Origin of the sequence: Cucumibacter marinus DSM 18995 (assembly GCF_000429865.1) — a bacterium.
Taxonomy (GTDB): Bacteria; Pseudomonadota; Alphaproteobacteria; order Rhizobiales; family Devosiaceae; genus Cucumibacter; species Cucumibacter marinus.
The window spans coordinates 135,327-155,523 of the sequence record NZ_KE386977.1 but is presented as its reverse complement, the minus strand read 5'-3'; the positions used below and the strand labels follow the sequence as shown (position 1 = coordinate 155,523).

Sequence of the window (20,197 nt, the reverse complement as noted above, 5' to 3'; positions counted from 1 at the left end):
AGTGGTGCCCAGGGGCGGAATCGAACCACCGACACGCGGATTTTCAATCCGCTGCTCTACCAACTGAGCTACCTGGGCGCTGCCGCGGACGCGGCGATCTGGTGGCGGGTTTATAGGGCGATGGTTGAGGGCTGTCCAGCGGGTAAGCGCAAAAATCTGCGAGGATTTCTCCCATTCCTCACAAGCTTTTCCCGGGCGCGGGTTCAGGCCCCGGATCAGCGCCGTAGCGCCGGGTCCGGGCCGAGCATCACAATGGCCGGGCGACGGCCCGCGCTGACCGTGATCGGACCGTCACCGTCATCATCGGGGGGCGGCTCCTGCTCATCTCCACCGCCGTCGTCTCCATCCCCGTCTCCCCCATCGTCAGGTCCCGGCGACGGCCAGGGCCAGGGATATGGATGGGGCGGAGGCTGTTTCGGCTCGCCGCTCATCGGCCATTCCAGCGAGGGCAGGCCGTCATCGCTCATCGCGTCTTCCATGAACTCCCACAACTCGCTCTGACCGAATCCGGCGCCCTCGGCTTCCGATACCGTGTCGAGAATATTGTTGAGCGATCCCGCCGGGGCGCCGGGTCCCTGGCCCGGCGGGCTCGGAGCGTTGGGCGGGTAGTACCAGTCATAAGCCTCCTGAGCCAGATAGCCAATTCCGGGTGCGATGTAAGTGGTCATCAGCCACTGGGCCACATCGATCAGCAATGCCATCAGGAAAGACACGCCGCTCAGAACAGCCAGCAGGCCGGTTGCGAACGGATCCTTGGGGAAAGCGGCACCAACTCCCAGAACAATGCCGAGAAATGTCAGGAGGAATTTCGGCGGCTGGCTCGAGGCGACGAAATTGCCCGCGATATAGCTCTCCACGGACCGACCGAATTGCTGCGCGGCAGTGCTGGCATAGGGGACGACCGGCAGTTCAAGGGGATAGACCTCGCTTTCGATCAGTTCCCCGGCCCGGTCGTAGGACCTTATGCCGCCTCTGAACAGGGTGGGGGTATCGCCGTGACGCGGCTTGTAGCGCACCCATTGCTCGATGCGGCCGAGATGAGTGAAACCGGCAGGTGCAAGCTCGACACCAATGCCGGGTCCGTCGGCCCGTGCATGCCGCCCGGCGGGGACGGCCGCAGGCCGGCCGGTCATCAGCATGGCCATATCGCCATTGATGCGGGTGACAACTTCGGTCCTTAGCCCCCTGGCCTCGGTCCAGCTCGTGGCGCTGACGGTGTTGAGGCGCAGGAACACGGTATAGCCCTTGCGGTTGCCGCGCTGTCTTTCCGTGCGCGCCTCGGAAATGAACAGAAGCCTGACGGTCTCGCCCTTCTGTTCGGCAATCCAGATATAGCCGTCGAGATAGACGGGAACCCGGCCCCGGGTTTCACCGGAGGCGAGCGGACCCCAGCCGAGCAGTTCGCCCTTCACCAGGGATTTGGCGAGTCGGCGAGTGATGGGTTGCCCATCAAAACTGGTTCCGCCGATACCGAGGGTAGTGAACCCGCCATCCGGCATTCGGCCAAGAAGCGCGGGCTGGGTGCCGCCGCGGGCGGCCTTGTGCGGGGTATAGGGGCGATAGAGCAGCCGCCCCAGTGATTTGTCAGGCAAGCGGTCGGCCAGCACAAGGCGGCGCGGGGCGGGCGACTTCATGGCAGTTCTCCCATGCTCATTCGGGCAGGCTGACAGCCAGGGCTTACCCCGGCGCTTAGCCAATCGATTGAGCTTTAGGAAAAACCTATATCAGTTCTCTCCACCGGAGAAATCGGGGGTTTCCTCGTCATCCTCGTCGCTGCTGGCGGGAATGGCATAGGCGCCGGTCAGCCAGCGGTTGAGATCGATATCCGCGCAGCGCTTGGAGCAGAAGGGATGGAACGCCCTCACCGAGGGCTTGGAGCAAATCGGGCAGGGTTTGGTCGGCCTTAGGGGTGTGACCTTGTCGTCATTCATCAGGCACTCCCGGCATTGGCCTGGTTAAGCCAATTGAAATGCAGCGGATAATGCTCCGCCTGCAAGAGATTGGCGGTCTCATAAAGCGGCAGGCCGACAACAGAAGAATAGGACCCCTGCAGTTTGACCACAAACGCCCCGGCAATACCCTGAATGCCATAGCCGCCCGCCTTGCCGCGCCATTCGGCGCTGGCGAGATAGGCCTCGATATCCTGGGTCGACAGGCGCTTGAACCGGACGCGGCTTTCCACCAGGCGTTTTTTGGCGTGGCCATTGACCGAAAGCAGGCAAACCCCCGTGAAGACGCGGTGATTGCGCCCCGACAGAAGACGCAGACAGTCCGCCGCCTCTTCCATGGTCTCGGCCTTGGGCTGAATACGGCGGCCGACAGCCACCACCGTGTCGGCGGCGAGCACCAGCGCGTTTTCCTCAATGCCCATCTGCCGCGCCTTGTGGGCGGCGGTCAGCGCCTTGGTCTGGGCGAGACGCACCGCCAGCTTGCGCGGCAGCTCGCCTTTCTCCGGGGTCTCGTCGATCTGGGCCGGCACCATGTGTTCCGGCTCGATACCGATCTGGTTCAAAAGGGCCAGCCGGCGCGGCGATGCGGAGGCGAGGATCAGTTCGGGACGGCGTGCCATGATCGAAGGATAACTCCGGGAAAGGGCGCGGCCCGGTACGGCCGATCAGCGAAAACGGTAAGTGATCCGGCCTTTGGTCAGATCATAAGGGGTCATTTCGACCAGAACCTTGTCACCAGCCAGCACGCGAATGCGGTTCTTGCGCATGCGCCCGGCGGTGTGTGCGATGATTTCGTGGTCGTTTTCCAGTTTCACGCGGAAGGTCGCATTCGGCAGCAATTCCATGACCACGCCCGGAAATTCGAGCACTTCTTCCTTTGCCATTCTTTCTCCTGAATTGGGCCTGCGCCGCCCGCGCGCCATTGCTGCGCCGGCGTGACGGCAGAGGCCGGAACGGCGCGCAACCTATACAAATTCAATTGACTTGTGAACCTTTGGCGATGAGGGCTTCAAGCGAATTCCGCACCCGACCTTCCAGCTCGTCGCGAACCCGCACATAAGCGGCGCGCCGCTGGTCGCGATTGCCTTCGGTTTCGGTCGGGTCGTCGATCTCCCAATGCTCCTGAGCACCAATGGCAAAGTTGCATTTTTCGAGCGCTTCGGGCGCATCATCCGAGAGGGTGACGACAAGATCGAATCTCGACGCGATGAGCTCGGAAAGGGAGTGAGGCGAATGCACCGACATATCGATGCCGATCTCCTCCATCACCTCCTGGGCGAACGCATCCACCTTGCCGGCGCGCACCCCGGCAGAGCGGGCGATGATACGGCCGGGAAACATCTTGCGCGCCAGCGCGGCGGCGATTGGAGAGCGCACCGAGTTCATCGAACACACGAACAGGACAGTGAGGACATCGCCCTCCCCTTCGGCGGTTCTCACCGCGTTGGGCTGGATAGCGCAGATGAGGGTGAACAGCCGCCTCGCGGTATTCGCGTCCATCTCCAGCTTACCCTTGAGCCGGTCGCGCAGCAGTTCGGCGGCCTGGTTGTGCAGGCCGCGCCGGCCCATATCAACGGCTTCGATCTGGTAGGGTGAGGCCGAGCGGATGGCCTCATAGTAGCTTTCCCGAACGCGGAAATAATCGCGGATCAGCGCGCGGAACGGCCCCAGCGAAAGGAGATGTGCCACCAGCGGGGCGTAGTTCCTGGGATCGCGAATTTCGAGAACCAGGTGATTACCCAGAATCGACAGGTGAAGTGCGAAGGGACCCTTGCCGCGTTCCCCGCCCTTATAGGGGACCAGCGCATTTTCCTCGAGAAGGTCATAGATCGCGACGCGGCGCTCATGCACCTCGTCGGGGTCAATGGTCGTGATGGTGTTGGGGTCGAGGGTGACCGCCACCACCTTGTCGGTTTTCGGGTCGAACTCCGTCATCGGCCCTCCGGGATCCACCAGCACGGTTTGCCGGCCCGCTCGTTACGGGGAACCCCGGCGGGTGCAGTGTGCTTGGTTTTTGCCTTCAGTGAAAGCATCAAGGCGCGTGGTGCACAGGGCTTGGTCAGTTCCGCCGGATCGCGACCGAACGGCCATGGGCATCGAGCCCTTCGGCGGCGGCCAGCGTCTCCGCGGGGCCGGCCAGTTCGGCAAGCGCCGAGGGCGTGCACCCCAGGATCGAAACCCGCTTGAGGAAATCATAGACCCCGAGCCCGGAGGCAAAGCGCGCCGAACGGGCGGTGGGGAGCACATGATTGGTGCCCCCGACATAGTCCCCGATCGCCTCGGGCGTATGATGTCCCATAAACACCGCGCCGGCATGGCGTACGCCAGCCAGCAGCGCTTCGGGATTCTCAACCGAGAGTTCAAGGTGTTCGGGCGCCATGCGATTGGCGATGGCAAGTGCCTCGTCAAGATCGCTGGTTACGATCAGGGCACCGAAATCGGCCCAGCTCGCGCCCGCGATCTGTGCGCGGGGCAACAGCGCCAATTGGCGTTCGACTTCCCTCGCCACGGCGTCAGCGAGATCGGCATCGGGCGTCACCAGCACCGACTGGGCGGCGGCGTCATGCTCGGCCTGCGCCAAAAGGTCCGCCGCGATCCAGGCCGGGTTGGCGGAGCTGTCAGCGATCACCAGCACTTCGGAAGGGCCGGCGATCATGTCGATACCGACCTGGCCATAGACCTGGCGCTTGGCGGCGGCGACATAGGCATTGCCCGGACCGACAATCTTGGTCACCGGTTTCACCGTCTGGGTGCCAAAGGCGAGCGCGGCAATCGCCTGCGCCCCGCCAATGCGATAGATCTCGGTGATGCCGGCGATTTTGGCGGCCGCCAGCACGGCGGGGTTCACCGCGCCATCGGGGGTCGGCACGACCATGGCGATGCGCTCGACCCCAGCCACGCGGGCGGGGATGGCGTTCATCAAGACGGAGGACGGGTAGCTCGCGGTGCCGCCGGGCACATAGATGCCGGCGCCTTCGACCGCGGTCCATTTGGCGCCGAGCGTCACCCCGGTCGCATCGGTATAGAGCTGGTCCGCGGGCTTCTGCTTCTCGTGGTAGGCGCGGATGCGGCTGGCCGCGACCTCCAGCGCCTTAACGATGGCCGGGTCGGTGTCGCGATACCCGGCTTCGATCTCGTCTTGCGAGAAGGCCAGGGTCTGGGGCGTCAGATCGAGCCGGTCGAACTGTTTCGACAGCGCGATCAGCGCGGCATCGCCTTCGGTCTTCACCCGGTCGATGATGGCGGCAACGGTTTCGCCGACTTCGACCGAGGATTCGCGCTTGGCGCCCAACAGCGATTCAAAGCGGGCGGCAAAATCCGCCTCGCGGGTCGACAGGGTCACCGGCACGGTCAGGCGTCCTTTTGATCAATGTCGTGTGCCGGGCGGCCCTTGGCGCGCCAGGCGGCGCCGAGATCCTGCAACCGAGCCTCGATACATTCGACTTCGAGCTGAACGGTGCCACCGCCCGCAAAGGACAGCAACACGGTGCCGGCCGGCGCCTCGCCTTCATCGAAGGTGATCGAGAGCAGGTTCAATACGCCGTCCTTGGCGTTCTGGTCGATGCCGGACACCTTGGCCGAGAGCACCCTGTCGAAATGCATCGCCGCGCGGTGGCGCTCGCCCTTGCCGGGCCGGCTGCCGGGCTTTTCGCCCTCCCAGGCATAGCGGTTCATCAAAAAGGCGAAGCGGCGGTCGGCGGGGACGAAGCCCATATCGCCGACGCGGACAACCGCATCCTGGGTGTAGGCGGAGACCACTTCGAGGTCTTCGGCGTCCATTGCGAGGAGTTTGAGTTCGCTCATTCTCGATCCGGAACTGAGTAACATTCGGGCAGCGAAGCTGCCCCGGTGCCTCAGCTACCTAATGCGCCCGGGAGCCGGACACAATAGCCCTGCCCGAATATCGTCAGCCGGCGAGGCGCTCGATCTCGGCGCCGCAGCGCCCGAGCTTGTCCTCAAGGCGTTCGAAACCGCGGTCGAGATGGTAGATGCGCGAGACAAGGGTTTCGCCCTTGGCCACAAGCCCGGCAATCACCAGCGAGACGGAAGCGCGCAGATCGGTCGCCATCACCTCGGCGCCGGTCAGTTCGGGCACACCTGTCACGGTCGCCACCTGCCCGTCGATCTTGATGTCGGCGCCAAAACGGGCGAGCTCGCCCACATGCATGAAGCGGTTCTCGAAAATCGTCTCGCGGATATGGGTCACCCCTTCGGCGCGGGTCATCAGCGCCATGTATTGCGCCTGCAGATCCGTCGGGAAGCCAGGGAACGGATCGGTCTCGACATCGACGGGGCGGATGCCATTGCCGTTCTGGGTGACGCGGATGCCCGCCTCTTCCTGGGTGATATGCGCTCCGGTTTCGCCGAGCACATCGAGCGCGGCCTGCAACAGATCGGCGCGGCCACCCTTCAAGAGCACATTGCCGCCCGCCATGGCGGTCGCCATGGCGTAGGTTCCGGTTTCGATACGGTCAGGCAGCACGGCGTGCTTGGCGCCATGCAGCTTTTCGACCCCGTCAACGGTCAATGTATGGGTGTCGATGCCTTCGATCTTCGCGCCCATGGCGACGAGGCAGCGGGCCAGATCGCCGACTTCGGGTTCGCAGGCCGCGTTCTCGATCACGGTGCGCCCTTCAGCCAACACGGCGGCCATCAGGATGGTGTGGGTGGCACCCACCGAGACGCGGGGGAAATGGACGGTCGCGCCCTTGAGGCGGCCGCCCGGCGCGCGGGCATGGACATAGCCAGCATCGATCTCGATGTCGGCGCCAAGCGCGCGCAGCCCGTCGAGATAGAAATCGACCGGGCGCGTGCCGATGGCGCAGCCGCCGGGCAAGGAAACTTGCGCCTGCCCTTCCCGGGAGAGAAGCGGGCCGATGACCCAGAAGCTGGCGCGCATCTTGGACACCAGTTCATAGGGCGCACGGGTATCGACGATGTCGGTTGCGGTGAAGGTGATGCGCTGACCGAGCATGTCGTCCTCGCCACGGCGGCGGCCTTCAAGCGCCACGCCGACCCCGTGATTGACGAGGATGCGCTGGAGCTGGGTGACATCGGCCAGGCGCGGCACATTGGTCAGCGTCAACGGCTCGTCGGTCAGCAGCGAGGCGATCATCAAGGGCAGCGCGGCGTTCTTGGCGCCGGAGATGGGCAGTTCGCCATTGAGCGGATTACCGCCGACGAGACGGATGCGGTCCATGCCGGTTTCCTTTCTGGAGCCCGGTGCGGCGTGGGCCGCCCGGCGCAGCGTTGGTATCTCAAGCGGAGACGCCCCGCAAGAAGGCCCGCAAAGGCGGGCACGCGGGGCCTCGATCGCAGCCCTTTTGTTTTACGATACGGTCTATTGCGGCACGGTTATGGCCGGGACTTGTCCCCGGCCTCCCCTTCGGGCGAATCGGCGCTATCCGAATGTGCGCCCGTGTCTTTGGCGTCGTCGGCGCGGGCACGGGCCTGCTGCTTGCGGCGCTTGAGATTGTCGCGCAGACGCGCCGCCAGCCGGGCGGCGCGATCCTCGGATTTGCCTTTCATCGTGCCCATGCGACCCTCCACTTTTGCCCCGCTCAGGCGGCCACCCATCGATTTTGCACCGGCAGGGCATGTTTGGCCTTGCGTCGGTCATGACCCTGTGGCAGTAACGCCAGCGCCGCGCCGGCGCAAGCCGTCAACCCGACGGTGACCGGCGCCATCAAGGCACAGTATGCTGCTGTAGCTCAGGGGTAGAGCACTCCCTTGGTAAGGGAGAGGTCGAGTGTTCAAATCACTCCAGCAGCACCATCTTTTCGTTCACGCCAGTTTCGCTTCGCTCCATGCCTCCGTGGGGGCGGGCAGTCACGGTTAGTGCTGCCGAGCCAAAGCGGCTCGACCGGCAGCACCATTTTTCATCGACATCGCCGTTTGAATGCCAAAGCCGCGACACGGCGGGATTCTCGTTCGCACCTGATTTAGGCGGCAAGAACCCGGCGGTATCGCGGTTTGTCCCGGCACCAGTTGCGGCTGGTTTCGCGCTTCTTGTCACTGATGCGGGTTGCGCGATAGGCGCCTGAGCGCAGGGCGCGGGCTTCTGGATTGGGCGGACGTTTTGGCGTTCGCCGACTTGTTTTCCGTGTCATTAGAGCCTCCTTCTGGCTGCGCCCGATATGGGACGCAACCGGACAAAAGGCAAGCCCCATGGGCCTTTGGCCGGTCAGTCCGGCCGCGCTTCGGTCCACATCTCGGTGTGCCTTGAGAGACCGAGCAGTTCGGTCAGCGCCAGCATGGCGCCGCGCATTTTTTCCGTGTCGCCCGACCAGTCCTCGCGGAAATGCACGAGATAGCGATAGGACGCATCGATGTTGCGGAATTCGAGCCGCGGCCCATCCGCGTCCTCGACAAAGGCCACATCGGCGCGCACCGTCTCGATCAGGCGCTTGTTGAGCGCATATAGCAGCGCCCGGACCTGTTTGGGCGAGGCACCGGTCAAGGTGCCGTCATCGCTCAGCGTCAGGCCGAGATCGGCGACCAGATCGCCAGGCCAGGTGCCCTGCCCGTCATAGGCCAGCACCATGCCCTCGACCGCCGCCACGGGCAAATATCGCGCCGGGGCAGTGCGCCCGGTCTGGTATTGCAGGATTCCGAGCGGCAGATCGGCAAAGGGTGCGTAGCGCATCACCGTGCTCGACGACCTTGCATCGACATAGCGGCCTTCGGCAGAATCGAAGCTGATGTCCCTGCATTTATTGGCGCCCAGTGCCTCGGAGATCTGGGGTGAGACGCTGACCGTTGGCGGCAGCAGGCGATTTTCCGCATGGCAATAGACGCCCTCGGAGAGCGTCGGGTGCCGTTCCCCATTCTCGGCGGTCAGAATTGGGGTATCGGCGGTATAGCATCCGCCAAGCGCCAGAAACGCCGCTGCGGCCAGAAGGCCCTTCAGTTTCAAGATCATCGTCCCCGGCATCCGTCCTCTCCTCTCGCCCGCCTGCAAACGCTAGCAGGCGCTCGAGACCCGCGCCACAAGATTGCAGCCGGCCCTGCGCCCCTTGCGCACAGGCCGGTCAATCGGGGAACATCAATTTCGAGAATACGTTACACTGTTTCGCAACCCGATGGGGCAGGCTGCCCCCGGCAAGCATGAAAGGGAGGCATCGGCCATGGCAGAAGACAAGAAGCCGACTGACGAGGACACACAGGCCGCCGGGCCGTCGAAAGGCAATGATTCTCTTGAAAAGGAAATCGAGCACGAGCTTGAAAGCTGGTCGCCCATGCGCTGGCGGCGCATGGGCCTTGTGGCTCTCGGGGTGCTGATCTTCATCCTGCTGGTCGCGCAGTATCTGGGCGGATATGGCAGTCAGTAAGCCTTGCACTAGGCCTTGAAGGCCCGGGGCGGCCGCGTCAGCGGCTGCCCAGATGCTTTTCGATCTCGCCAATGGGGTGATTGGTGAGGGTCTTGGGGATTTCGCCCACCACCTTTGCCGCAACCTCCTTGTGAAGATTCTTGCGGATTTCACCCAGGACTTCCGGCGCCGCGACCAGAACCACCTGTTTGAAATCGCCGCGATGAACATTGCGGTACAACAGATCCGCGGCATCCTTGGCAAAGCGCTCTTCGGCCAATTGGTGCCAGTCTGTTTCCGCCACCGCCGAGCGATGCGCACCCCCGCCATCATTGAAGCGTCCGGGCCGGTCGGTGCCCTGCTCACGGGTGGGGGGATTTTCCTGCTCGAGTTCGCGAACCACCTTGAGATTCAAGAAGCGCTCGTCACCCTCATTGGTCAGGATCAGGGCTTTCTGGCCATCGGCAACCAGAACCCAGCAATCATGCTCAAGCTTGAAGTCGGGCTTTTCCATGGGACCCTCCGCTGATTGCGGGCGGCTCCGGGACGGAGCCGCCTCGCCTCGATACAATATGGGGATTCACTGCCTGGGGGTAAACGGGTGCGACAGCATGCGCATCACGCCGGGCCCGATACCGGTTTGAGCGGTCAGGCGATAGCCAACACCCCGAACAGCAACAGCAGGGCCAGCCCCAGAAGGACGATGAAAATGAGAATGCGCGCGCCCATGGCGGCTGCGCCGGCAACGCCGCGAAAACCGAGAAGACTGGCGATCGCGGCAACAATCAGAAGGATCAGGATCCATTTCAGCATGACTTGAAGTCTCCCGGAAAGTGGCTGGTGAAAGCCTAACGCCAGACACCGCGTTCCGGTTCCGCACGGTGATGACGCAAAGGTCATGTCGTGATAAGCGTTTAGCGTTACTTCATTTTCTTTGCTCCTGTTTCCGTTCCGCCCCGTTTTCCGCGTTGCCACCATGACCAGCACTTCCGACACCACCGCATCCACCCAGGCTTCGGCCGGCGTTCGTCAGGATAATGTCCAAATGGGCATGGCGATGATGGCGATCGGGGTGATGTTCGCTCCGGTCAGCGACAGCCTGTCGAAGATACTCACCGAATGGCTGCATCCGGTGGAAGTCGGTGCCGGCCGGTTCATCCTGCAGACAGCAATCCTGTTCGCGGTGATGACACTGCGCGGCATGCCGCTGGGGCACAAGGGACAATTGCCGCGCCTGGCGCTGGCGGGCCTTTTGGTCTCGATCACCCTGGTGGGGATCATCGGAGCCGTGTCTGTCATGCCGATCGCCACCGCCATCGCGATCTTTTTCGTCGAGCCGCTGATCCTGACCGTCATGGCCGCGGTGATCCTGAAGGAACCGACCGGCTGGCGGCGCTATGTGGCGGTCTTTGTCGGCCTGATCGGTGCGCTGATCGTCATCCGGCCGAGTTGGGAGACTTTCGGGCCGGTTTCGATCCTGCCGCTGATCGCAGCCTTCTCGTTTTCGGGCTATCTCATCAATATGCGCTGGCTCGGTCGCTCCCTGCCGGGCCTGTCAATCCAGGGCTGGTCGAGCGGGTTCGCAGCGATTTTTCTGGGCCTTGCCTTCGTGATCGGCAAGCCGCTGGGCCTGCTGCCGTCGACCATCGAGACAATGCCCTTGTGGGGCTGGAGCCTGTTCGGCCTGCTGGCCATCGTCGCCGTCGGCACCTTCCTGTTCATCTCGGAAGCGTTCCTGCGCGCGCCGGCGGGCATTCTGGCGCCGTTCCAATATCTCGAGATCATTGGCGCCACGGTGCTCGGCTTCGTGCTGTTTGGCGATTTCCCTGACGCGATGACCTGGCTCGGCACAGCCATTATCCTGGGCTCGGGGCTCTACGTCTTTTATCGCGAACGCAAACAGTCGCGCGCGGATGCAGCGGCCAAGCCGGTCACAAAGTGACAGTGTGGCAGGCTAAGTGTGGCAGGCTAGTCGATTGGTCCCGACGATTTGTCCGCGGCCTGATGCACGAACACCTCGCGATGCGGATAGGGAATGGCGATCCCGTTCTCCTTGAAGGTGTCCCACAGGTTCAGGAAAATGTCGCCGCGCACATTGGTGAGCCCGCCCGCCGGGTCCTTGATCCAGAACCTCAGGACGAAATCGACCGAGGAATCGCCAAAACCCACCACGTGGCAGACCGCATTGTAGCGGCCTTCGATCGACACCACGCGCTTGTGCTTGCGGGCCGCTTCAACCGCCAGGCGTTTGACCTCATGCGGGTCGGCCTCATAGCTGACGCCGAAATTGATATCGAGGCGGACATACTGGTTGGCGAAGGACCAGTTCTGCACCTGCTGAGTGATCAGGTCTTCATTGGGGATCAGGAATTCGCGCCCGTCCCGCATGGTCACCGAGACGTAGCGGGCATTGAGCGAGGTGATCCAGCCAAAGGTGTCGCCGACCGAGATGACGTCGCCGGGCTTGATCGACTTGTCGAGCAACAGGATGACGCCGGAGACAAGGTTCGAGACGACCTTTTGCAGGCCGAAGCCGAGCCCGAGACCGATGGCGCCCGAAAGCACGGTCAAGACGGTGAAGTCGAGCCCGATCAGGCTGAGCCCGATAAGCCCGGCCAGGATGAGGATCGCCACGCGCACGAGCTTGCCCAGCAACACGCGCATGGTCGGGGTGAGTTCGTCGATGCCCTGGATCTGCTGCTCGACAAAGCGGCTCAACAGCGTTGCAAGCCAGGCCAGAAGCGAGAAGACGATCGCCGCCTGGATGGCCATCAGGGCGGAGAGACGGAACTCGTTGAACTGGATGGCGAGGGAATCAAGGAAGACCATGGTCTGGGGGTAGATCCCCAGAATGTTGAGCGCGGCGAGCGTCCATGCGACCACCGCTACCAGCCGCGCGAGCGTGCGCGAGCGGATGATGCGCGAGGAGATCGAGATCACGAGCCAGGCGGTGACGAGGCTCGTCACCAGCGACAGAAAATAGCTGCGTGAGGACCAGGTGTAGGCCTGCATCGCGACAACGCCGAGCCACAAGAAGACGGTCAGGAAGATGAGGTGCACCCGTCTGAGCACGGTGGCGAGAAACCGCAGCCGCCGCGGGCCGAGGGTGAGCGACCGGATCCAGGTCTCGAAACGCGGGGTGAACAGGCGCGACGCCACCAGCGCAAGCGCGACGCAAAGAACGATGATGGCGAGCTGGACGATGGTCCAGCCGAGAAAACTGCCGTCGAACCGCAATCCCTGGCTTTCAAGCGCGGCGAGAAGCCCGGTCCAGAACTCGGCAATCTGCTCGTTCAACGCGTCCACGGCTCCTCCCTCGGATGGCGGCAACCGGCACCGGAGATCACTTGCCGGCGGGTCCGGCTAGAGATCGGCCTCGTCGCCTCCGGTCCGGGCCGGCGCATCGGCCTCGATCCGGTCCATCAGCGCTTCGATTTCCTCGAGCCGTTCGATCATCGGCGCCGGCATGACGAAGTTGAAGGTCACGCTGCGCCGGGCCGGCACGAAGGTACAGAGGCTGGTGCCCGAATGATAGGAGCCGCAATAGATCGGTTCCTTCATCATCGCGGTCAGATTGCCATAAAGCCGGTGCGGCGGCACCAGCGTCAGCACCAGATCATATGGGCCGGCATAGCGGAAGAAACGCCGGCTATAGGCGAAGGGCAGGATGCGTGACATGAACCGGTGGGCGCCGAACATAGCGTTGAGGATCGACTGCCGTCGATAAAGATCCTGGCTTTCCGCATCCTCGATGATCGAATCGACATGCTGTACGAACCGGATCGGGTCGGGATCGAAAACGTAACTGGCGTCGAGCGTCCTGACCCTGAAAAAGGCATCATCGGCATCGGTCTTGTCGTCGCCAAGGGTTGTGTAGGCGCTGCGGACCTTGCCCTTGGGCGGATGGTCCCGATAGAGGGCATAGACCACCAGCCCGAACATCAAGGACCGTTGCCGGACCCCGAGCGCGGTCGCGATCGATCGGATGCGGTCACGGCTGAACTGGGTGGTCTTGAAGGCCATTTCCCGCACATCGGGCGCAAGGATATGGGCCGCCGTGAGATGGAACGGTGCCGCCGTCGCCGCGATCATGGCGTAGCTGAGTTTCTTGAGCTTCGAGACCTTGCGCTTGACCTGCGGGGCGGTGTGCGCTGCCGACTGCGAACGCGTCAGCAAGGCCGAATCCGCGCCTTCCATCAGGGCGTGGGACGAGCGCACCATTACGGCGGACTGCCGGCCCTCGGCATCAGGCCCGTCCTTTCGCACCACCGCATACACGCGGAACAGCGGCAGATCGGGAGTTTCAAACAGATCCTCCCCCGGATCCATGAAAGCATCGGGATAATTGTCGAGCTCATCGACATATTTGATGTCTGTAATCGCTTCGAGGATATGGCGTGGCAGCGGCTCGCCGGGGCGTGCGCCCTGATACCCGTCGCCAAGCTGAGGCGCGAGCAGCACCAGCCGCTCGACCAGCGCCATCAACCCCTCTTCGTCGAACCGGCGCTTGGAAAAGGCCGTGAAATACACCGTGTTCCGCGCCCGGTACAAAAACCACTGAAAATCGGTGAACCGCGCCAGGATTCCGCGCTTCGGTGGGGTCGTTCCCTCAACGACCTTGGTCTGGTCCGCCAGTGCGGCGGCCGACGGCAAACTCTTCACTGTACCCTCGTCCTCTCTCCCACTCCCCGCAAGTAAAGCCTAGCGGCGATGAAAAAGAGGCGCAACTGAGCAATGCAGCTTGCAGTTAAAGCCGGGGCGGTTAACTCCCGGTCTTGTCGAGCAATTCGGCGATCAACTCGGGCACACGTCCGGCCTGGGGCATATGCTCGGCCGGCATGGTGTAGTTGAAGGTCACCGTCTTGCGCGCCGGCACATAAGTGATCAGCGTCGTGCCTTCGTGATAGGAGCCGCAATAAACCGGCTCGAGCACACCATCCATCAACGGGCCATACATCCGGTGCGGCGGGGTCATGGTGAGGACCGCGTCATACTGACCCTTGAAGCGGAAGAACCGCCGCGAATAGAGCCAGGGAAAGACCTTGGACAGCGAGCGATGCACTTCCAGCATGGCATTGAGCACGAACTGGTTGCGGGTGTCGCTCAGGGATTCCAGGCGTTTGGATTCGGTCTCGACATGCTTGATGAACTCGCCGACATCCTTGCTGGCGCGGAACTTGGCGTAGATCGAACGAACGCGAAAGAAGTTGTCGTCGGCCTCCGAGCGCGATCCGCCCAGCATCGTGTAGAGCGCGGGGATCTTGCGCTGCTTGTCGGCGAACAGGGCATAGAGAACGACCCCGAACATCACCGCCTTCTGTCCCACGCCCAGTGAATTGGCGATCTTTCTGAGATCATGCCGGGCGAAGACCTGGGCATCGAAAGCCATGGTGGTCTTCGAGGGCGCCATGACATGGGCAAGCGCGAGATGGCCAACGGCCATGCCGACGCCGCCAAGCTTGACCAGCGCCGCCTCGAAAAAGGGCAACCGCCTTTCCTCGGCGCGCATGGCACCATGGCTCGAATCGCGCGAGCTGGCCAAAAGCGCCGAATCCGACCCCTCCATCAGCGCGTGCGAACAAATCACCAGCACCATCGAGGTGCGGCCCTCGCTGTCCGGGCCGCCTTTGCGCCTGAGGGCCTTGACCCGGAACAGGGGCACCCCGACCTCGTCATACATCTCGATGCCAGATTGCAGCCAGGCGTGCGGGTAGCCGTCAAACTCGTCGACTTCGGTCAGATCGGTCACCGCCTCGAGCTGGGCATCCGAGAGGTGGCCGGGCATGGCGCCGCGATAGCCTTCGGTGAGCTGGGGGGCGAGCGCCACCAGTTCGCGCACCGTCTCGGCGAGCACCTGGGGCGTGTATTCCTTGGTCAGAAAGGCGGTGTAATAGACCGTGTTGCGTGCCGAGTGGAAATACCACTGCATCGCCGAGAAGGACTGGAGCGGATCGGGCGCGTGTTCGCGCACCGCATTGTCGCCGATGGTGTAGGTCTTGGTGGAAAAGCTCTTCACAAATGATCCCTTCTGGCCGGCCCGCCATGCTAGTGGCGCGTGCCACCCGGTTCAAGCGCCGGCGGGCTCCCCGGGCTGTCCCGCAGGGCTGTGGATGTCCCCGGCGATGTCCTCGGCCCGGTCGGCCTCGATCAGCCGCGCCAGCTCGGGCTGGATAGTGCCCGAGAATTCGCGCTCATGGGCGATACGCCGCTGGGTGTGGGCCGGATCGAAAAAGGTGTCGAGATATTGCGGGTAAAGCGCATCGGCGACCGCCAATGCATAGGCGTTGGGCCGCGCCCGGCCAACGCCCTGCCTGTCGGGCCGGAACGGTTTGACCGCATGGGCAGAGCGCGCCTCGGCGGCCCATTTCGAGCCGCGTTTCATGCGCGAATGTCCCGCCACTTCGAGTATTTCGCCGGGGGGATGGGCATGGTTGGACAACCGGTGAGCGATATCATCGATCATCTGCTCGGTTTCCTTTGGCATCAGCCGCATCACGCCTGCATCGAAGATGGTGATGCGATCCTTGCCGAGCCGCTCGCGCAATGTCTCGAGATGGTTCGACTGATTCCGCCATGAGGAAAAGTTGAACCCGGCCACCGCGGCACGCCAGGGGTGGCGCCAGATATTGCCCAGTTCACGCCCGGCAAGCCGCCAATACCGCTTGACCCAGGACAGGGTGTGAATGGTGAACCAGAAATGCTCGACCGGATAACGGGTGTGGGCATAGAGCCGCTGCAGCGGCGAGAATTCATGAATGAACTGGTTGACCAGCGAAAGGTGCTGGGGTCCCGGATCGCGGATGGTGAAGATCACCTCATGCGCGTTCTCGGCGATGAAATCGAGATGGCCCTGCTCGATGAAGCCGTCGAGATCCTTGACCACCAGGGTTACCGGGCGGTCCTCTTCGATCCGCGCGCGCGCCTGTTCATAGGCAGTCAGGATGGTGCGCCCGTAATGCTCCATGGGATCGCGCGAATTGGGCATGGCGGGTTCATAAACGGCACCGTCGAGCCTGGCGCCCAGAAGCCGGCACACCAGGGTCGAATTCGACCGGGGTACGGCAAGGACATAGGCGATGCGCAACCGCCCGCTGGTGACCAGACTTTGAAGGTCTGTTATCGATGTTGAAACGTCCATCGCTTGGCGCATGCGCTCCCCATGCTTAAAGTGATGTTAGCGCGCAGACCCTGTCCGCTGTCAAAAGGATAGCATTGATGTTGCACGAATTGATCTGCGTCATGTTGCCGGGTCGCCCCTTGCGTATGATCAGCCTAGTTTGCACATCAGCTGACGCCCTCCCCGCTTCAGAAACAGGACTGGCATAATGGATTATCGCGGCATCTTCGAAGACGCGGTCGATGTTTTGCGGCAGGAAAAGCGCTATCGCGTTTTTGCCGACCTCGAACGGATTGCGGGGAAGTTCCCGCGCGCAGTCTATCGTGACGACGCCGACAATGCGCGTGAAATCACCATCTGGTGTTCGAACGACTATCTGGGCATGGGGCAGAACGACAAGGTCGTCGCCGCCATGCAGGAAACCGCGGGCGCGCTGGGCACCGGCGCCGGCGGCACGCGTAATATTTCGGGCACCAACCGCCCGCTGGTCAGGCTCGAGCGTTCGCTCGCCGATTTGCACCGCAAGGAGGCCGCGCTGGTCTTCACGTCCGGGTTCGTTTCGAACGAAGCCGCGATCTCGACCATTGCGCGCCTGATTCCGAATTGCCTTATCCTGTCGGACCAGCTCAACCATGCCTCGATGATTGCCGGGGTCCGGCATTCTGGCATGGAAAAGAAGATCTTCCGCCACAACGATATGGCGCATCTGCGCGAGCTGCTTGAAGCGGCAGGCAAGCAGCGGCCGAAGCTGATCATTTTCGAATCGGTCTATTCGATGGACGGCGACCAGGCGCCGATCGAGGAAATCGCCGATCTCGCTGACGAGTACAATGCGCTCACCTATATCGACGAAGTGCATGCGGTGGGCATGTATGGCCCGCGTGGCGGTGGAATTTGTGAACGCGACGGCCTGATGGACCGTATCGACATCATCGAAGGCACGCTCGCCAAGGGGTTCGGCGTGATGGGCGGCTATGTGACCGCCTCGCGTCCGATCATCGACGCGATCCGCTCCTACGCGCCCGAGTTCATCTTTACAACCGCCCTCCCCCCGGCCCTTTGCGCTGCGGCGCGGGCCTCGATCGAGCACCTCAAATCTTCGGATGTTGAACGCCGCGCCCACCAGGCCCAGGCCGCACGCACCAAGGAAGTGCTGCAAGAGGCCGGCCTGCCGGTGATGCCGACCGAGACCCATATCGTGCCCGTCATCGTGGGCGATGCACGCGCCTGCAAGGCGGCGAGCGACCTGCTTTTGGAAAAGCACAATATCTACATTCAGCCGATCAACTACCCGACCGTGCCGAAGGGGACCGAGCGACTGCGGATCACCCCAACGCCGTTGCACGATGAAGAGATGATCTTCGCGCTGCGCGACGCGCTGCTGAGTGTTTGGGAAACGCTGGGTCTGCCGACCCACATTCCCGCCGAGCGGCTGACGGTCGATGCCCTGTCGTCCGGGGATTTGACCCTGCCGACCACCGGCGGCTAGGGCTGGTCAGAACCGCAATAGAATGAAAAAGGGCGTCCCAGGGGCGCCCTTTTTGCGTTGAGGGTAAGTATCCTTCGCCCTTCGACAAGCTCTGGAGGCCCAGGATGAGGTCAGAGATTGAGGCGGGGCCTCGCCCACCCTCCCCCGTCATTCCCGACCTGATCGGGAATCCATGTGAATCAGCGGATTAGAGCTGGTGGCAATGGTGTCGACAGTGCATGTGAAACATGGTCACCAGTATTTCTGAGCATATTCAGTTGGATTCCCGCCTGCGCGGGAATGACGTCGGTGGTTGTGGATACCGGTTGCCACATCCACCGTGCCGTCCCGGCCCGGATGTGAAAGCCCCCTCACCCTGAGCCCTCATGGTGAGCTTGTCGAACCACGAGGGCGAAGAACGTGGCCATCCTTCGACGAGCTCAGGATGAGGCCAGAGATTGGGGCTCCCGCCTTCTCAAATCCCTCGTCGTTCCCGACCAGCCCGCCTGCGTGAGGCAAAACGCCGGACCCCATCCAGCCGCATCAATGCGCATGGCCGTGCCCCGCCTCTTCATCCGCGCACCGACCAGTCTCGATTTCGACCGTCACATGTCCGATTCCGAACTCGTCCTTCACCCGCGCCTTGATCGCGGTGATGACCGATTGCGGGTCCGCTTCCGCAGCCGCACCAAGGCAGGCATGCAAGGTCATCATCCGGCGTTCCTGGGAGATCGACCAGGCATGTACGTGGTGCACATCTTCGAGGGCCTCGATGTTTTCGACCAGATCGGCAGCGACTTCACGATTATCGATGTCGCGCGGCGCCCCTTCGAGAAGGATATGGCCGGATTCTTTCACGACGAACCAGGCGCTTCGCAGGATCAGCAACACCACCAGCACTGACAGGATCGGGTCTGCGATGGTCCAGCCGGTTGCCATGATGATCAGCGCGCCGGCGATCGCCGCGACCGACCCCAGCAAATCGCCCATGACATGCAGCATGGCGCCCTTCACGTTCAGGTTGTCGTTGTCTGCACCATGCAGCACCCGGAAGGCGAGGATATTGACCAGAAGGCCTGCTATGGCCACCCCAAGCATGACCGGGCCCATCACCTCGACCGGGCTCATCAGCCGATCGACTGCCTCCCACATGATGAAGGCGGCAATCACGAAAAGCGCCAACCCGTTGACGAAGGCCACGAGCACGGAGAAGCGGTCAAATCCGTAGGTGCGTTTCCAGTCCGCCGGGCGCGCTGCGACCCGGACCGCGAACCAGGCCAGTGCAAGCGATGCAAAGTCGGTGAACATGTGCCCCGCATCGGCCAGCAGGGCCAGCGATCCGGAGATCAGGCCACCGACGATTTCTGCGACCATGAAGCCACCGGTGAGCAGCGCTGCAATGCCGAGGCGCGCGCCACTGGCGTGGGCAGCATGGTTGTGGCTCGAATGATCGTGTCCCGCATGGTCATGATCCGCGTGATCATGATCCGAATGACTGTGAGAATGATCGGCGCTCATCTGCGCCTCCAAAAATCGGGTTCAGGCGCAGATCGGTATGCGCCGGGAAGGTGCCCCTTATGTCGGCGCGTCAGCAGCTGAAGTCAATAAGTTACATCATTACAATGGGTTACGTTATATCATAACGACCGATCACTGTTGCCGGGGCTGCCCTGCGACCCGCAATCAACTGGTCAGAACAATCCTCACCAGATCGGCCGTGTTACGCGCACCGAGCTTTTCCATCACCCGGGCGCGGTGCACCTCGATTGTCCGTGGAGAAATCCCCAGCACGCGACCGGCTTCCTTGTTCGACTGGCCATTGGTGATCAGCTGCAGAACTTCGCGTTCGCGAGGGGTGAGCTGGTTGAAGCCACGGATTTCGATGGGACGGCGCCCACCCTGCACCGCGCCGATATGAACGTCGCGGCGGAGTGCATCGCGCACCCCGCCCAGAAGCTTTTCTGTATCGACGGGCTTGTGCAGCACGTCATGCACGCCCTCGCGCATCGCCTCCACGGCCCGATGCAAATCGGCTTCGCCGGTCGTCATGAAGATGGGAATGCCGAGCCGGAGGTTCTTGACCCGGCGGATGGCGGGCAGGCTGTCCTCACCATCAACGGTCAGATCCGCAATCACCACATCCGGGCGCCGGAACTCGAGCCCGGCAAGAAGTTCGTCGATGGTCAGGAAATAGGCTGTCTGAAAGCCTTCGAGCCGGAACAACACGCTGAGCGCATCACAATTGGCGCGCTCTGAATCAACGATATAAACAAGCCGGTCACGATTGAAAGCATTGTGATAGTATATCCCGTTCATGATGGTCCTGTTCCCCGATCGCCATCGTATCCACCCC

Annotated in this window: 22 protein-coding genes, 2 tRNA genes and 1 pseudogene; 4 read left to right on the top strand and 21 right to left on the bottom strand. The window is 62.7% G+C overall.

The annotated features are described in order from the left end of the window. Window positions 1-2 precede the first annotated feature (2 nt). From G489_RS0111595 to G489_RS20300, 11 genes and pseudogenes are all read right to left on the bottom strand, one after another. Window positions 3-78 (bottom strand) — tRNA-Phe (locus tag G489_RS0111595). A gap of 137 nt (window positions 79-215) precedes the next feature. Further along, entirely contained in the window at window positions 216-1,634 is a 1,419-nt protein-coding gene (locus G489_RS0111590; RefSeq protein WP_029041664.1) for a hypothetical protein, read from the bottom strand. 90 nt (window positions 1,635-1,724) lie between these two features. After that, entirely contained in the window at window positions 1,725-1,931 is a 207-nt protein-coding gene (gene yacG / locus G489_RS0111585; protein ID WP_029041663.1) for a DNA gyrase inhibitor YacG, read from the bottom strand. Further along, window positions 1,931-2,569, bottom strand: a complete 639-nt coding sequence (locus tag G489_RS0111580) for a Maf family nucleotide pyrophosphatase (protein WP_029041662.1) — start codon at window positions 2,567-2,569, stop codon at window positions 1,931-1,933. The genes yacG and G489_RS0111580 overlap by 1 nt, the downstream gene beginning before the upstream one ends. 45 nt (window positions 2,570-2,614) lie before the next feature. Then, window positions 2,615-2,833: a translation initiation factor IF-1 gene (gene infA / locus G489_RS0111575; protein ID WP_029041661.1), complete on the bottom strand. Its 219-nt coding sequence runs from the start codon at window positions 2,831-2,833 to the stop codon at window positions 2,615-2,617. 91 nt (window positions 2,834-2,924) lie between these two features. Next, window positions 2,925-3,344 (bottom strand): arsenate reductase ArsC, encoded by a 420-nt coding sequence (locus G489_RS22775; protein WP_281173315.1) that lies wholly within the window; start codon window positions 3,342-3,344, stop codon window positions 2,925-2,927. A 57-nt stretch (window positions 3,345-3,401) separates the two neighbouring features. Beyond that, window positions 3,402-3,884, bottom strand: a pseudogene (locus G489_RS22770) (UPF0262 family protein); the annotation flags it as partial. A gap of 124 nt (window positions 3,885-4,008) precedes the next feature. Continuing rightward, window positions 4,009-5,298, bottom strand: a complete 1,290-nt coding sequence (hisD, locus tag G489_RS0111565) for a histidinol dehydrogenase (protein ID WP_029041660.1) — start codon at window positions 5,296-5,298, stop codon at window positions 4,009-4,011. Window positions 5,299-5,300: 2 nt separating this feature from the next. Beyond that, complete coding sequence (locus G489_RS0111560) at window positions 5,301-5,753, bottom strand: DUF2948 family protein (protein WP_029041659.1); 453 nt, start codon at window positions 5,751-5,753, stop codon at window positions 5,301-5,303. A 103-nt stretch (window positions 5,754-5,856) separates the two neighbouring features. Then, entirely contained in the window at window positions 5,857-7,149 is a 1,293-nt protein-coding gene (gene murA, locus G489_RS0111555) for a UDP-N-acetylglucosamine 1-carboxyvinyltransferase (RefSeq protein WP_029041658.1), read from the bottom strand. A 155-nt stretch (window positions 7,150-7,304) separates the two neighbouring features. Continuing rightward, a complete protein-coding gene (locus G489_RS20300) occupies window positions 7,305-7,487 on the bottom strand; it encodes a hypothetical protein (protein ID WP_035872526.1) in 183 nt (60 codons plus the stop codon). 162 nt (window positions 7,488-7,649) lie between these two features. Between G489_RS20300 and G489_RS0111545 the strand changes: the two genes are divergently transcribed. Next, window positions 7,650-7,724 (top strand) — tRNA-Thr (locus G489_RS0111545). 167 nt (window positions 7,725-7,891) lie between these two features. Here G489_RS0111545 and G489_RS22435 read toward each other — a convergent pair. Further along, window positions 7,892-8,059, bottom strand: a complete 168-nt coding sequence (locus G489_RS22435) for a hypothetical protein (RefSeq protein ID WP_155889378.1) — start codon at window positions 8,057-8,059, stop codon at window positions 7,892-7,894. Window positions 8,060-8,133: 74 nt separating this feature from the next. Then, on the bottom strand, window positions 8,134-8,871 hold the full coding sequence (locus tag G489_RS0111540) for a hypothetical protein (RefSeq protein WP_155889377.1): 738 nt from the start codon (window positions 8,869-8,871) through the stop codon (window positions 8,134-8,136). A 205-nt stretch (window positions 8,872-9,076) separates the two neighbouring features. On the opposite strand from G489_RS0111540, the gene G489_RS0111535 reads away from it, so the two are divergent. Continuing rightward, window positions 9,077-9,280 carry a hypothetical protein gene (locus G489_RS0111535; protein ID WP_035872524.1) on the top strand — a complete coding sequence of 68 codons (204 nt, stop codon included), beginning with the start codon at window positions 9,077-9,079 and terminating at the stop codon, window positions 9,278-9,280. 37 nt (window positions 9,281-9,317) lie between these two features. Here G489_RS0111535 and G489_RS0111530 read toward each other — a convergent pair whose 3' ends face one another. Continuing rightward, window positions 9,318-9,773 carry a host attachment family protein gene (locus tag G489_RS0111530; RefSeq protein ID WP_029041655.1) on the bottom strand — a complete coding sequence of 152 codons (456 nt, stop codon included), beginning with the start codon at window positions 9,771-9,773 and terminating at the stop codon, window positions 9,318-9,320. A 134-nt stretch (window positions 9,774-9,907) separates the two neighbouring features. Then, window positions 9,908-10,072 (bottom strand): DUF1328 family protein, encoded by a 165-nt coding sequence (locus tag G489_RS22280; RefSeq protein WP_029041654.1) that lies wholly within the window; start codon window positions 10,070-10,072, stop codon window positions 9,908-9,910. 163 nt (window positions 10,073-10,235) lie between these two features. Between G489_RS22280 and G489_RS20295 the strand changes: the two genes are divergently transcribed. Then, on the top strand, window positions 10,236-11,201 hold the full coding sequence (locus tag G489_RS20295; protein WP_035872666.1) for a DMT family transporter: 966 nt from the start codon (window positions 10,236-10,238) through the stop codon (window positions 11,199-11,201). A gap of 26 nt (window positions 11,202-11,227) precedes the next feature. Here G489_RS20295 and G489_RS20290 read toward each other — a convergent pair whose 3' ends face one another. From G489_RS20290 to G489_RS0111500, 4 genes are all read right to left on the bottom strand, one after another. Next, the gene (locus G489_RS20290; protein WP_155889376.1) at window positions 11,228-12,565 is read right to left on the bottom strand and encodes a mechanosensitive ion channel family protein; all 1,338 of its coding nucleotides are present in this window, start codon (window positions 12,563-12,565) and stop codon (window positions 11,228-11,230) included. Window positions 12,566-12,622: 57 nt separating this feature from the next. Then, window positions 12,623-13,921, bottom strand: coding sequence for a hypothetical protein (locus G489_RS0111510; RefSeq protein ID WP_035872522.1), 1,299 nt, complete (start codon window positions 13,919-13,921; stop codon window positions 12,623-12,625). Between the two features lie 100 nt (window positions 13,922-14,021). Next, window positions 14,022-15,275: a hypothetical protein gene (locus tag G489_RS0111505; protein WP_029041652.1), complete on the bottom strand. Its 1,254-nt coding sequence runs from the start codon at window positions 15,273-15,275 to the stop codon at window positions 14,022-14,024. 51 nt (window positions 15,276-15,326) lie between these two features. Beyond that, complete coding sequence (locus tag G489_RS0111500; RefSeq protein ID WP_035872521.1) at window positions 15,327-16,409, bottom strand: hypothetical protein; 1,083 nt, start codon at window positions 16,407-16,409, stop codon at window positions 15,327-15,329. A 175-nt stretch (window positions 16,410-16,584) separates the two neighbouring features. Here G489_RS0111500 and hemA point away from each other — a divergent pair, with 175 nt between their 5' ends. Next, window positions 16,585-17,865 (top strand): 5-aminolevulinate synthase, encoded by a 1,281-nt coding sequence (gene hemA, locus G489_RS0111495; RefSeq protein WP_029041650.1) that lies wholly within the window; start codon window positions 16,585-16,587, stop codon window positions 17,863-17,865. Between the two features lie 522 nt (window positions 17,866-18,387). On the opposite strand, the gene G489_RS0111490 is transcribed toward hemA, so the two are convergent. After that, window positions 18,388-19,362: a cation diffusion facilitator family transporter gene (locus G489_RS0111490; protein ID WP_029041649.1), complete on the bottom strand. Its 975-nt coding sequence runs from the start codon at window positions 19,360-19,362 to the stop codon at window positions 18,388-18,390. 165 nt (window positions 19,363-19,527) lie between these two features. Continuing rightward, window positions 19,528-20,160 (bottom strand): response regulator transcription factor, encoded by a 633-nt coding sequence (locus G489_RS0111485; RefSeq protein ID WP_035872520.1) that lies wholly within the window; start codon window positions 20,158-20,160, stop codon window positions 19,528-19,530. Window positions 20,161-20,197 lie beyond the last annotated feature (37 nt).

Excerpts from the sequence above, each read along its gene's own strand:
- G489_RS0111590 (WP_029041664.1), bottom strand. The coding sequence starts at position 1,634 with ATGAAGTCGCCCGCCCCGCGCCGCCTTGTGCTGGCCGACCGCTTGCCT.
- yacG (WP_029041663.1), bottom strand. The coding sequence starts at position 1,931 with ATGAATGACGACAAGGTCACACCCCTAAGGCCGACCAAACCCTGCCCG.
- G489_RS0111580 (WP_029041662.1), bottom strand. The coding sequence starts at position 2,569 with ATGGCACGCCGTCCCGAACTGATCCTCGCCTCCGCATCGCCGCGCCGG.
- infA (WP_029041661.1), bottom strand. The coding sequence starts at position 2,833 with ATGGCAAAGGAAGAAGTGCTCGAATTTCCGGGCGTGGTCATGGAATTG.
- G489_RS0111560 (WP_029041659.1), bottom strand. The coding sequence starts at position 5,753 with ATGAGCGAACTCAAACTCCTCGCAATGGACGCCGAAGACCTCGAAGTG.
- murA (WP_029041658.1), bottom strand. The coding sequence starts at position 7,149 with ATGGACCGCATCCGTCTCGTCGGCGGTAATCCGCTCAATGGCGAACTG.
- G489_RS20300 (WP_035872526.1), bottom strand. The coding sequence starts at position 7,487 with ATGGGCACGATGAAAGGCAAATCCGAGGATCGCGCCGCCCGGCTGGCG.
- G489_RS22435 (WP_155889378.1), bottom strand. The coding sequence starts at position 8,059 with ATGACACGGAAAACAAGTCGGCGAACGCCAAAACGTCCGCCCAATCCA.
- G489_RS0111540 (WP_155889377.1), bottom strand. The coding sequence starts at position 8,871 with ATGATCTTGAAACTGAAGGGCCTTCTGGCCGCAGCGGCGTTTCTGGCG.
- G489_RS0111535 (WP_035872524.1), top strand. The coding sequence starts at position 9,077 with ATGGCAGAAGACAAGAAGCCGACTGACGAGGACACACAGGCCGCCGGG.
- G489_RS0111530 (WP_029041655.1), bottom strand. The coding sequence starts at position 9,773 with ATGGAAAAGCCCGACTTCAAGCTTGAGCATGATTGCTGGGTTCTGGTT.
- G489_RS22280 (WP_029041654.1), bottom strand. The coding sequence starts at position 10,072 with ATGCTGAAATGGATCCTGATCCTTCTGATTGTTGCCGCGATCGCCAGT.
- G489_RS20295 (WP_035872666.1), top strand. The coding sequence starts at position 10,236 with ATGACCAGCACTTCCGACACCACCGCATCCACCCAGGCTTCGGCCGGC.
- G489_RS0111500 (WP_035872521.1), bottom strand. The coding sequence starts at position 16,409 with ATGCGCCAAGCGATGGACGTTTCAACATCGATAACAGACCTTCAAAGT.
- hemA (WP_029041650.1), top strand. The coding sequence starts at position 16,585 with ATGGATTATCGCGGCATCTTCGAAGACGCGGTCGATGTTTTGCGGCAG.
- G489_RS0111490 (WP_029041649.1), bottom strand. The coding sequence starts at position 19,362 with ATGAGCGCCGATCATTCTCACAGTCATTCGGATCATGATCACGCGGAT.
- G489_RS0111485 (WP_035872520.1), bottom strand. The coding sequence starts at position 20,160 with ATGAACGGGATATACTATCACAATGCTTTCAATCGTGACCGGCTTGTT.